The organism is Eubacterium sp. 14-2 (assembly GCF_000403845.2).
In the GTDB taxonomy this organism is placed as follows: domain Bacteria; phylum Bacillota; class Clostridia; order Lachnospirales; family Lachnospiraceae; genus Petralouisia.
In genome coordinates, this window is sequence record NZ_KE159568.1 from 906,195 (window position 1) to 918,168 (window position 11,974).

Here is an 11,974-nt window from a genome sequence, read left to right on the forward strand (position 1 = left end):
TTCCTCCTTATATTTCCTGGCGGGCCGCACCGGATTCCGTTCTCTCAGGGCAAATCCCCAATCAGGTGCAGAAAACTCTCTCTGGCTTCGTTCTGGGAAATAAATTTATCCAGTTTTTCCAGATTCCTCCCACATACCCAGGCTTTGCTGGTGTTAAAATAATGGTTTGCTATCTTCCAGAATTTCTCCGGATAGGCAAGCCTGATATAAAGCTGGCGCATCTCCTGCCGGCTTAAGGCCCGTATCTTATGATAGGCGCTCAGCATATCCATGCCCAGCCCCATATTCCAGTTGTGCTTTTCCAGAATTTTACGCATGAAATTTCCCAGATCCGACACCTGAATATCATAAGTGGCTTTCTCAAAATTCAGTACCGCGATTCCCTGTCTGGTAAACACCACGTTGTGCTGATTGTAATCCCCGTGGCAGATACCGTAAATGCTTTCCCCGGTTCCGGCCTCTTTCTCCAGCTCCTGTTTCTGAAGGCTGGTTACTTCCAGGGCCTCCCTGAAAAACATGTCGAAACTTTTCAGAAATTCCATTTCAAAATCATTCTTTTTTTTCCGGGAAGAAATGAAATTGCGCACCTTTTTCAGTTCTCTGGTATGGCGCTCATTTTCCTCCAGCAGAGTATCCCTGCTTATCTGAAGATAGCCTGGGATTTCTTCCGGAAATATTCTCAGAATATTATGTATATCGGCCAGATGCCGGATTGCCTTTAAAATATCATCTCTGCTTTTTGTATCGCATTCTCTGCCCTCATACCAGTCCCGCACCATATAGGCTGTGCCGTCCACGTCCTGTGCAATGGTTTTGCCTTCTCTGGTCCTGACCAGGCAGTCAATCCGTTCTTGTCCACGTTCCTTTAAAAATTCTAACAGACCGCACAGGAAATCTGCCCTTCCTTCGGAGCCTCTGTATTCTTTTAAAATTTTCAATCCCTGATCCGTATCACAGATCCATGCACCTCTGCCTTTGGATGTCTGCTTTACTTCAAATGGATACTGTTCCAAAATCAGATTTTCTCGATTATACACATAAACCCCTCCACCATGATATTCACAGGCTTATTTCCTGTGTCTTTCTATCATATGTGAAAGGGTCGGATTCTATTCGGCTTTTCTTTCAGTTTTCAGCAATTCCAGTAATTTTTCCCTGGTATTGTCTTCCGGAACCTCCAGCACATGGTCCAGCAGATGTTCCAGCACAGTTCCCAGCTCTTTTCCCGGCTCCATTCCCTCCTGAATCAGATCTTTCCCGTCCACTGCCAGATCCTTTAACGTCAGACACTGATTCCTGTCCAGAATTTCCTGGTAAATCCGTCGGTATTCTTCCAGATAGTCCAGTTTTTCCTTACGTTTATAACGGTTTTTTGCCAGGGTATCCGCCTGCTTTACCTCAAATAAATCCGGATACTGCCTCAGGCCCACCCGATGTATGGTACGCCGCACTGCCGCCTCTTTCAGCTGAGGTCTGTGGTCATGCCAGGTAATCAGAGCTGTCACCCTGTCGGTGGTATCATTGTCAAATCTGAGCCTGCGGAGAATCTCTCTGGCTATACGCGCGCCCAGATTGGGATGGCCGTAAAAATGATAGATACCGTTTTCATCCTGGCTCTTACATACGGGTTTTGCCACATCATGAAACAGCATGGTCAGCCGCAGCACCTTGTCCGGCCGGATGTTCTGAAGGGCCGCAATGGTATGCTCTCCCACATTATAACAATGGTGGCGGTTGTTCTGAGGCGTGTCCATCATGGCGTCAAACTCCGGCAGAAATACAGCGGTCATACCAGTCTCATAAAGGGTCCGCATTTCCTCCGGGTGGTCGGATATCAGCAATTTCACCAGCTCCGTCTGAATCCGCTCAGGGCTGACCGCTCCAAGATTCCCTGCCAGGGATACCATGGACTGCCTGGTCCGGTCTTCTATGGTAAAGCCCAGCTGGGCCGCAAACCGCACAGCCCGCATCATGCGCAGGGCGTCCTCACCAAACCGGTCTTCCGGATTCCCCACGCAACGGATTTTCTTTTCCTGCAAATCTTTTATTCCGTCAAATGCGTCAATGAGCCCTTCTTTTTCATTATAGGCCATGGCATTGATGGTAAAATCCCTGCGTTTCAGATCTTCCATTAAATCTGAAGTAAATACCACCTCACTGGGATGGCGCATGTCCTGGTATTCTCCGTCGATCCGGTAGGTCGTCACCTCGAACCCCTCTCCGCCTTCCAGAACTGTCACGGTTCCATGTTGGATTCCCGTGTCCACCGTTTTGGGAAATAACCCTTTTACCTGCTCAGGAGAAGCAGAGGTGGTAATATCCCAGTCTCCCGGAACCCGCCCCAGAACAGAATCTCTTACGCAGCCTCCCACTGCATAGGCTTCCCATCCTGCGTCTGTCAGGGTATCAATAATAAACTTCACTTTTCCGGGTAACTGTATTATCATTCTCCGTCTCCTATTTGCACAAACCTGCCACTACCTGATTGATTACTTTTCCGTCTGCTTTTCCCTTCAGCTCGGCCATCACTGCTTTCATAATCTGGCCTTTGTTCCCGGTTGCCACAATCTCTGCAAACTTCTCCGTAATGTAAGTCCGTACTTCATCTTCCGACATAAGAGCGGGCGCATATTCCTGAATCACATCATGCCTCAGCCGATATTCTTCCAGCAGATCCTTCCGTTCCGCAGGGCAGGTATCCAGCTGCTCTTTTGCCGTTTTCAGTTCCTTTAAAATCACCCGGTCCACCAGTTCTTCTGGAATATTATCACGGCAACCCTCATCAATGGCTGCTTTTTTTACTGCGGAGACCAGTGCGGAAATGGCGTCTTTGCGCCCTTTCTCTTTGGCCTTCATGGCTGCTATCATATCATTCTGCAATGTTTTTATTTCCATCTGTCCTTCCTCCTGTCTCTATAAAACTCTCCGTACGGTAATAATCGGACGATAAGTTGCGTTATCATATCCCACAATTCCGTATGCAGTCCCTTTGGCATGGACAATCTGCCCATTGCCCATATAAATGGCCACATGCCCCGCATAACAGATCAGATCTCCTGCCTGGGCATTGGCGTAACTCACTTCTTTTCCCACGGAACGCTGGGAATAGGAATAGCTTGGAATACTGATTCCAAAATGTCCGTAAACATAGCTGGTAAATCCGCTGCAGTCCGCGCCGGTATTGGGATCTTTGCCGCCCCAGACATAAGGATTTCCCACAAATGTCAGCGCATAATTTACCACCGCGCTTCCGCTTACCCCGGTGCTGAAAGCCGGATTTTTATTGCCTCCGCCTCCGGTATTGTCTGCAGTGCTGCCGCTGCTTGCGGAATTGCCGGAGCCTCCGCCTCCGGAAAAATTGTTATTCCTGTTTGCGGCCGCTGCTGCTGCCGCCGCTGCCGCTGCCTGCTCCGCTGCGCGGCGTTCCCGCTCAATCCTTTCATTCTCCTGGGCAATAATGGTATTCTGGGCGTTGATGGTGTCCTGATATCTGGCTGCCAGTGACCTGGCCTCCTCCATCATGCCTTTAAAGTTCTCCACTTCATTTTCTTTCTGGGCAATAGTGGTTTCGTAATTCTCCTTTGCCACCTGAAATTCCTGCTGTTTTACTTCAAGTGTCTGAATCTCTTCTTCCTGCTGCTGTTCCAGCATGGCCACCTGATCTTTTGTATTCTGGTACTCTGTCAGAAGCTCTCTGTCATACTTATACACTTCGTTGACATATTCCACCCGATTCAGTAAATCCGCAATACTCCCGGATTCCAGAATACTGGTAAGCATGGTGGAATTTCCCTTTTCATACATAAAACGAATCCGCAGTTTCATGGCCTCGTACTGGTTCTTTTCATCCACTTTGGCCTGTTCCAGGTCTGCTTTGGTCTGTTCCAGCTCGTCCTGCTTCACCGCCAGTTCTTCTTCCAGGGTAGACAGCTCTATCATAACGTTTACCAGTTCCGCGTCCAGTTTGTTAATTTCTCCCCGCAGCTCCTGCTGCTGTTCCTCTATCCGGTTAATCTCATTCTGCTTTGATTTTAAATTCGCTTCCGCTTCTTTTTTCTTCTGTTCCGCATCTGACTTCTTGTCCGCCAGCGCTATGGAAAATTGTGAAATTCCCATGACAATTACCAGCAATACCGCTACCAGCTTCTTTGATTTCATGCAAATCTCCTTTCTGAGTAATCCCCTCCGTATCAGCAGGCCTGTGCACCCGTGATTTTTTTGTACAAGGTGATTATAACACCATCTTCCCATGATAGCAACCGGAGAACGTCTGTATCAGAAAAGACAGCAAAAGTTTTCCATGCTTTTGCTGCCTTTCAGGGCCTTTTCCTATCCCACTGTTTTGATAATCAGTATTTTATCTCCTCCTTTTATCTGCTCGGAAGCCAGCTGGTTGGTTTTTACAATTTCTGAAATAGTGGTATAATTTTCCCTGGCAATATTCCACAGCTGGTCGCCTTCTTTGGCAATATAACCAATAATGCCGGGACTTTCCTGAAGCTCCTCCATATTCAGAGGTTCTTCCTCCACCTCTTTTATCTTATGAATTTTCTGCTGCTCGAACACAATACAGTTCAGATTCAGCACCGCCTTGATTTCCACCTGGCTGCTGTCTGTCATCACTGTGGTGAGCTGGTCAATTCCTGTCTGTAAATGATAGCGGCAGGACCGGTTCATTCCCGGTACTTCAATCAGATAATGGAAGGGCAGAATATCCTTCACGGAAGCCACAGGCATCCTGTCGTCTGCTGTCACATACAGAATATTAATCTGAAGGGTTCCTTCTACCTGAATGCCTCCTTCCACAATTTCAGTCTGCTCCACCACTGCAGTTCCCTCGCTGGCACAGATTTGCAGAATGGGCTCCTGGTTTTTGTCCAGACTCATTTTTTCAGCAATTTTGCATTTGGATGCATTGCGCAGCAACAGTTTTTCAAAAACCGCTTCCTGATAAAGGGGCGTGAGTTTTTCATTTACCGCATACAAATCTGCTACGATCCTGTCTTCTCCTTCTGTAAATACCTGTATTTCCAGATCCAGCACCAGTTCCAGGTGGAGCATACGCTCTTCTCCGTCATAATCAGGCTTCGCTTCCAGTTCAATTCCTGCAATGTCGTAAGACACGTCGCATATCATATCGTCGTTACAGCCATTGCAGTCAATCATCCCGTTAAAGGGAAGGGCTGTCTCCATCCACTGCAAATGTTCGTCTTCCTCTTCCCCTTCATACAGGACAAACACAAGGGCCTCCCCCTTAACGTTCAGCTGGCTGTCCATCAGACGCATTTCCACACTGCGCAGCTGTACGCTTTTCCACAGAACCTGCCGGATATTCGGCTTGTTGGAGGGCAGCAGAATTTCTTCTTTAAAACGCCAGGTGTCTTTTTTGGCCAGAAACAGTTCCATGGCTGAAAGGGTCTGTTCTAAAAGCTGGACGCCGCCCTCCCGCTCTGCTCCCGTTACAATCTCCTCATCATAAATTTCATCAATTTCCGCCTCCAGCGCCACCAGCGCTTTTACGCTGAGTTTTCTGGAATTGATTATGCCAATGGACAAATCTTCCATTTCCCACCGCATCTTTGCCGTATCGTACTCATTGGCTCCGTCAATAGCGAGGCTTTCCTGAAATGGAATCTCCCCGCTCATGCTGTTAATCCTGCCTTCCTCCTGGTCGCTCCGATACAACAGTGAAAATTTCAGTACGCCTTTCAGCCACACATGGTCCTGGGTAATGGTGGTTTCATCCAGCCGGATTTCCCCTTTGTCCAGAATAATCCGTATCAGATCCGGTTTTGTATCCGGTACATTGAAATCATCATCCAGAGTAATCTGTGTGGCAGCTTTTCCTTTTTCCCGATTCATATGTATATATTTTTTTGATAATTCCACAATAAAAACTCTCCAATCCTGAATATTTGTACATTTTATTCCGAATTGAAGAGTTTTATTCATTTTCCTTGTATTAACACAATTTCATTCTTATGTCTCTTGTCAGGACATCGGCGTAACTGAAAGAAAGTAGCTGGGGTGGATTTTTCTCATTTTCATCGTCAACCAGTATGGTAAAAACAGAAGGATACGCTCCTTTGATCACACCTTCCTGAATGTCAACCCGGTTTCGGCCTCTGTCCAACTGAATCATGACCTTGTTACCTAACTGTCCTGAAACAGATGCACGCACTCTGTTAATATCTGCCTGTTGTACTGCCATTCTTTCCACCTCTATTCTGTTTATTCCCACAAACAATGAGTCAGGCAGGAACCTGTCTCATCCATGGTACACCTGTTTAGTATATCACTACGTTAAAATATTGTCAAAGGGAAATATATCCTGGATTTCGACAAAAACCGTAATGTGACCGTCAACCGGGGGAATTTATCTTTTCAGCAGAACATATGTATGGTATAATCTAACCTGACAGGAGGGATATTTATGAATCAGAGACTTATCTTCCATATTGATGTAAATTCTGCCTACCTTTCCTGGTCAGCGGTGGAAAAGAAAAAAAACGGCTCCCCACAGGATCTGCGGGAAATTCCCGCCATTATCGGCGGAGACATGGCCAGCCGCCATGGGGTGGTTCTGGCAAAATCCATTCCTGCAAAAGCATACGGGATTTCAACAGGAGAGCCTGTGGCCCATGCCCTTAGGAAATGTCCCCACCTTGTACTGGAACCTCCGGATCACAGCCTGTATGCAGCCTGCAGCCGGCGGCTGATGGAGCTTCTGGTTACCTTCTGCCCCGCTGTGGAACAGGTCAGTATTGACGAGTGTTATATGGATTTTACTGACTGCCTGAAAAATTATGAAAGCCCTGCGGCCGCCGCAGCCCTGATAAAAGACACGGTGCGGGATACTTTTGGCTTTACAGTTAATATTGGCATTTCCACCAACAAACTGCTGGCAAAAATGGCTTCCGATTTCCAGAAACCGGACAGGGTGCACACGCTGTTTCCGGAGGAAATCCCTGCCAGAATGTGGCCTCTTCCCGTACGGGATTTATTTATGGTGGGAAAATCATCCGCCGCTGCCCTGGCCAAACTGGAAATCCGCACCATCGGGGATCTGGCCCACACAGATGTGGCTGTTCTGGAAAGTCATCTGAAAAGCCATGGACGTTTAATCTGGGAGTTTGCCAACGGGCTGGACGAATCTCCTGTGCAGACAGAAGAGAGTGAGTTAAAAGGGGTGGGCAACTCCACCACTCTGGCCAGAGACGCCGAAACCTCTGCCGACGCAAAATGGGTCCTGCGAAAGCTCTGTCAGCAGGTTTCCGGGCGTCTGAAACGCTATGGCCAGCTTGCAGGCATGGTCAGTACGGAAATCCGCTATGCTTCTTTTGTCCGGGTGTCACATCAGATGCAGCTTCCTGTCAGTACAGACGAAGAACAGGTCCTGTACCATCACGCCTGCCTTCTGTTTGACGAGCTGTGGAACGGAGAACCTGTCCGGCTTCTTGGTGTGCGTACCTCCCGGCTGGCCACGGAGCCGGAACCGGTACAGATGTCTTTATTTGATCTGCCCAAAACTCAGAAAGAACTCCGGGCAGAAAGAGCCATGGAATCCCTGCAGGCTAAATTTGGAAAGGAAATCATTAAAAAAGGTTTTTGAGTTTCAGTCACCACATAACGTTCCTCATCCGGGCAGGGCATGACCATCGCTTATTCTGTCAGGGCATTTTCCCGGTTCAGGCTACACCGCAAACTGGCTGTTGTAAAGTTCTGAATAGAATCCTTTTTTCTTCAGCAGTTCTTCGTGGCTGCCCTGCTCCAGAATATGTCCGTCCTTCATTACCAGAATGATATCTGCCTCCTGAATGGTGGACAGACGATGGGCCACGATAAAACTGGTCCGTCCCTGCATCATTTTTGCAAAGGCATTCTGAATCTTCATTTCTGTTCTGGTGTCAATGGAAGATGTTGCCTCATCCAGAATCAGCATGGGCGGCAGGCAGAGCATTACCCTGGCAATACACAGAAGCTGTTTCTGTCCGGCAGACAGACTTCCCCCCTCTTCACCGATAACCGTATCATACCCCTTTGGAAGACGCTTGATAAAGCTGTGGGCATGGGCCGCTTTCGCCGCCTCCTTTATTTCCTCCTCTGTGGCCTCCGGTTTTCCCATAATAAGATTTTCCCGGATGGTTCCTGCTTTCAGCCAGGTTTCCTGCAGCACCATTCCATAGCTTTCCCGCAGGCTCTTTCTGGTGGCTTTTCGAATATCCAGATGTTCCACCTGAATGCTTCCGCTGTCCACATCGTAAAAACGCATCAGCAGGTTGATCATGGTGGTCTTTCCGCATCCGGTGGGCCCTACAATGGCCACCCGCTGTCCCGGCTTTATCTTCAGGTTGAAATCTTCAATCAGCTTTTTCTCCGGTGTATAGGAGAAATAAACATGCTCCAAATCCACAGTACCCTTCACATCTGTCAGAATTTCCGCATTCTCCGGCTCCGGTACCTGGGCTTCTTCCTCAATCAGGCTGAAAATCCGTTCTGCACAGGCAAGGGCATTCTGCAGCTCTGTCACTACGCCGGAAATTTCATTAAAGGGCTTGGTATACTGGTTGGCATAGCTGAGGAAACAGGAAAGCTGCCCCACAGTCAGCAATCCTCTCATGGCAGAAAAGGCCCCCACCAACCCTACCCCTGTATACACCAGGCTGTTGACAAACCGGGTGGTGGGATTGGTCAGAGAAGAAAAAAAGGTGGCCTGCAGAGAAGCCTTTTCCAGCCTTTCGTTAATCTCGTCAAAAGTTTCCAGTACCTTTTCCTCTCTGGAAAATGCCTGTACCACTTTCTGATTTTCTATCATTTCATTAATTAATGCAGTCTGCTCCCCGCGGGTAGAGGACTGCAGCATAAACATGGAAAAGGTACGCTTTGCAATGAAACTGGCCACAAACAGGGAAACCGGCGTAATCAGCACCACCACCAGCGTAATTTTCACATTAATACTCAGCATAAACAGCAGCGTACCCAGGATGGTAACCAGGCCTGTAAACAACTGGGAAAATCCCATCAGCAGTCCGTCCGCAAACTGGTCCACATCTGCAATGACCCGGCTCACCAGCTCGCCGTGGGAATGACCGTCAATAAATTTCAGAGGCAGTATTTCTATTTTGGCAAAGGCTTCCCGCCGGATATCCTGAATCACTTCATAAGTGATTTTATTGTTGCACACATTCATCAGCCACTGGGCCAGCGCTGTCAGGCCCATGATAACTCCCATTTTTCCCAGCAGCCTGAAAATAACCGGAAACTCCACCTGTTCCGGGCCCAGAATATGGTCTATGACCTGTCCGGTAAGCACTGGAATATACAGGGTGGAGGCTACGGTGGCCACCGCAAAAAACAGCGACAGTACCAGAAAAATTTTATAATGTTCAATATAATTCAGGACCTTTTTCAAAGTCTCTGTCTGTTTTCTTTTTTTGCTTTTTTCCATAATCATTCAGATTCCTTTCCCCATGCTCAGTCCGTGTTTTCAGCCGGCAGCTTCCTGTTTCCTGTACTGGGACTCATAAATTTCCCGATAAACGCCGCAGGTTTCCAGCAGATTTTCATGGGTTCCCATGCCTGCAATCTCTCCGTCCTCCAACACAATAATTTTATCTGCATGCTGGATGGAAGAGGTCCGCTGAGACACAATAAAAACCGTGGGACTTTCTTCCATTTCCCGGATGGCTCTGCGCAGTCTGGCGTCTGTGGCATAGTCCAGGGCCGAAGCGCTGTCGTCCAGAATCAGAATTTCCGGTTTCCTTACCAGCGCCCGTGCAATGGTAAGCCGCTGCCGCTGACCGCCGGAAAAATTCTTTCCGCCCTGTTCCACAAAGGCTTCCAGCTTTCCGTCCTTTCCTTCTACCACTTCTCTTGCCTGGGCGATGTCCAGGGCCTCCATCAGTTCTTCCTCTGAGGCGTCCTCTTTGCCCCAGCAGAGATTTTCCCGGATGGTTCCCCGAAATAATACCGCCCGCTGCATGACAATTCCCACCTTCTGGCGCAGCTCTTCCAGGGAATATTCTTTTACATTTCTTCCATTAATTAATACTTCTCCTCTGGTTGCGTCATAAAACCGGGGAATCAGATGTACCAGGGATGTTTTCCCGGAACCGGTACCGCCGATAATTCCCACCGTTTCTCCCGGATTTACCGAAAAATCAATGTCTGTCAGACTTTCCGCCCCGGCCTTTTCATAGGTCAGGCCCACATGGGAAAACTGTACTGCCGGCTGTTTTTCCTGTCTCTGAAAATCTGTATCATTCCGGCGCTCTGTAGGAGTCCCGGATTCTGTGGTTTCCTTCCGTAAAGATGATTTCTGCCGGATTTCTCCTGTTTCCCTGGGCATGGTGCTTTGGATTTCCAGGACAGATTCCACACGGTTGCCGCAGGCCACTGCTTTTGTAATTGTCACAATCAGATTGGCCAGCTTAATCAGCTCCACCAGAATCTGAGACATATAATTAACCAGCGCCACCACTTCTCCCTGAGTAAGGGCGCCGGCGTCCACCTGCAGGGCACCGGTATACAGCAGGAAAATCGTTGCTCCATTAATGATAACGTAGGTGACGGGATTCAGAAAAGCGCTGATCCTGCCCACATGGTTCTGCATGGCAGTGAGGTTTTCCAGCCCTTCCTCAAATCTGCTCTTTTCTTCCTCTTCCTTATGGAATGCCCGGATGACCCTTGCTCCTGTGAGATTTTCACGGGTAATGCCCAGAACCTTATCCAGACGCTCCTGTACTTTCCGGTACAGGGGAATGCTGACTGCCATCACGCCAAATACCACCAGTGACAGCAAAGGAATGGTCACTACAAAAATCAGCGCCGCTTCCACGTCAATGGTAAAAGCCATAATCATGGCTCCAAATACAATAAAGGGGGACCGCAAAAACAGCCGCAGCACCATATTGACTCCGGACTGCACCTGATTGATGTCACTGGTCATTCTGGTAATCAGCGTTGCTGTTCCCACCTGGTCGATTTCTGAGAACGAAAACGTCTGAATATGGGAAAAAAGCCTGTGGCGTACCCTGGTGCCGAATCCTGCCGCCGCTTTTGCCGCAAAATACTGGGCTGTCACTGAGCATAACAGGCCGATCAGTCCCAACGCCACCATCACCAGACACATTTTTAAAATATAGCCGCTGTCCCGCTCCCTGATTCCCACATCAATAATGGCTGTCACCACCAGCGGCACAATCAATTCAAAGGAGGCCTCAAGCATTTTAAACAGCGGAGCCAGAATACTCTCTTTTCTGTAATCTTTCAGATATATCAGTAATTTCTTCATATGGATTCCTCTTTTATTTCTTTTTGCTTCCTGTTTACATCATGAATTTGTACAGGATGGAACAGTTTTTTTGCTTTACTATTATAATACCAATAAATGCAATTGACAATCCCATATCTTTATCTCATAACAGGCTTTTCCATAAAGATTTTCATAAAATGTTTCGTAAATAAAATTATTTTATTTTCATATAAAAAAGGCTTTTTATTTTTGGAAAAATAAATTATAATATTACCAAAAAAAGAAAGGAATAAAAAAATGAAAGACGAAAGATTTATTGAAACTTATTCACAGGGTGTTGTAAATGTCAGAAAAATTATTGTAGACACTGAAACAGGTGTTAATTATCTGTTACTTTCCTCAAACAAGACAAGTGGTTGCGGAATGACCGTATTAGTAGATAAAGATGGTAAACCGATTGTAACTCCTGTCGACCAGTAAGAGATAACAGGCAGACAAAATGCATGTCTGCCTGTTATCTCTTACTGATTGATTTTATATTTCAACTCTGATTTCTTTGAACTGCAGCCAGAAGCTGTTTTTCATCATAATTGGTGAATTTTACAAAATTCACCAAAAAGTGTCATATTTTACCTCCTTCATTTGTTATTATGACTGGAGAGTATAAATTAACATACCCCCTCAGAGCGTCGTCCCCTGAAAAGCTCTGAGGGGGCTTTT

10 protein-coding genes are annotated in these 11,974 nt (G+C 47.3%); 2 read left to right on the forward strand and 8 right to left on the reverse strand.

What is annotated here, in order from left to right; genetic code table 11:
* Positions 1 to 44 precede the first annotated feature (44 nt).
* The 6 genes from C805_RS21130 to C805_RS21155 form a co-directional block, all read right to left on the reverse strand.
* Complete coding sequence (locus C805_RS21130; RefSeq protein WP_016216052.1) at positions 45 to 1,037, reverse strand: CotS family spore coat protein; 993 nt, start codon at positions 1,035 to 1,037, stop codon at positions 45 to 47.
* Between the two features lie 72 nt (positions 1,038 to 1,109).
* Positions 1,110 to 2,447, reverse strand: a complete 1,338-nt coding sequence (locus C805_RS21135) for a CCA tRNA nucleotidyltransferase (RefSeq protein WP_016216053.1) — start codon at positions 2,445 to 2,447, stop codon at positions 1,110 to 1,112.
* A 10-nt stretch (positions 2,448 to 2,457) separates the two neighbouring features.
* On the reverse strand, positions 2,458 to 2,895 hold the full coding sequence (locus tag C805_RS21140) for a GatB/YqeY domain-containing protein (protein ID WP_016216054.1): 438 nt from the start codon (positions 2,893 to 2,895) through the stop codon (positions 2,458 to 2,460).
* A gap of 18 nt (positions 2,896 to 2,913) precedes the next feature.
* Positions 2,914 to 4,158: a C40 family peptidase gene (locus C805_RS21145; RefSeq protein WP_016216055.1), complete on the reverse strand. Its 1,245-nt coding sequence runs from the start codon at positions 4,156 to 4,158 to the stop codon at positions 2,914 to 2,916.
* Positions 4,159 to 4,329: 171 nt separating this feature from the next.
* Entirely contained in the window at positions 4,330 to 5,889 is a 1,560-nt protein-coding gene (locus tag C805_RS21150) for a DUF3794 and LysM peptidoglycan-binding domain-containing protein (protein WP_016216056.1), read from the reverse strand.
* 73 nt (positions 5,890 to 5,962) lie between these two features.
* On the reverse strand, positions 5,963 to 6,211 hold the full coding sequence (locus C805_RS21155; protein ID WP_016216057.1) for a Veg family protein: 249 nt from the start codon (positions 6,209 to 6,211) through the stop codon (positions 5,963 to 5,965).
* 222 nt (positions 6,212 to 6,433) lie between these two features.
* Between C805_RS21155 and C805_RS21160 the strand changes: the two genes are divergently transcribed.
* A complete protein-coding gene (locus tag C805_RS21160) occupies positions 6,434 to 7,612 on the forward strand; it encodes a DNA polymerase Y family protein (protein WP_016216058.1) in 1,179 nt (392 codons plus the stop codon).
* An 81-nt stretch (positions 7,613 to 7,693) separates the two neighbouring features.
* On the opposite strand, the gene C805_RS21165 is transcribed toward C805_RS21160, so the two are convergent.
* Positions 7,694 to 9,448 (reverse strand): ABC transporter ATP-binding protein, encoded by a 1,755-nt coding sequence (locus C805_RS21165; protein ID WP_031201618.1) that lies wholly within the window; start codon positions 9,446 to 9,448, stop codon positions 7,694 to 7,696.
* A 39-nt stretch (positions 9,449 to 9,487) separates the two neighbouring features.
* Positions 9,488 to 11,293 carry an ABC transporter ATP-binding protein gene (locus tag C805_RS21170; protein ID WP_016216060.1) on the reverse strand — a complete coding sequence of 602 codons (1,806 nt, stop codon included), beginning with the start codon at positions 11,291 to 11,293 and terminating at the stop codon, positions 9,488 to 9,490.
* A 258-nt stretch (positions 11,294 to 11,551) separates the two neighbouring features.
* Here C805_RS21170 and C805_RS21175 point away from each other — a divergent pair, with 258 nt between their 5' ends.
* A complete protein-coding gene (locus C805_RS21175; protein ID WP_016216061.1) occupies positions 11,552 to 11,734 on the forward strand; it encodes a DUF6440 family protein in 183 nt (60 codons plus the stop codon).
* Positions 11,735 to 11,974 lie beyond the last annotated feature (240 nt).

Bases quoted from the DNA above. Each gene is read 5' to 3' on its own strand.
- C805_RS21170 (WP_016216060.1), bottom strand. From the start codon at position 11,293: ATGAAGAAATTACTGATATATCTGAAAGATTACAGAAAAGAGAGTATT.
- C805_RS21160 (WP_016216058.1), top strand. From the start codon at position 6,434: ATGAATCAGAGACTTATCTTCCATATTGATGTAAATTCTGCCTACCTT.
- C805_RS21155 (WP_016216057.1), bottom strand. From the start codon at position 6,211: ATGGCAGTACAACAGGCAGATATTAACAGAGTGCGTGCATCTGTTTCA.
- C805_RS21175 (WP_016216061.1), top strand. From the start codon at position 11,552: ATGAAAGACGAAAGATTTATTGAAACTTATTCACAGGGTGTTGTAAAT.
- C805_RS21165 (WP_031201618.1), bottom strand. From the start codon at position 9,448: ATGGAAAAAAGCAAAAAAAGAAAACAGACAGAGACTTTGAAAAAGGTC.
- C805_RS21140 (WP_016216054.1), bottom strand. From the start codon at position 2,895: ATGGAAATAAAAACATTGCAGAATGATATGATAGCAGCCATGAAGGCC.
- C805_RS21135 (WP_016216053.1), bottom strand. From the start codon at position 2,447: ATGATAATACAGTTACCCGGAAAAGTGAAGTTTATTATTGATACCCTG.
- C805_RS21145 (WP_016216055.1), bottom strand. From the start codon at position 4,158: ATGAAATCAAAGAAGCTGGTAGCGGTATTGCTGGTAATTGTCATGGGA.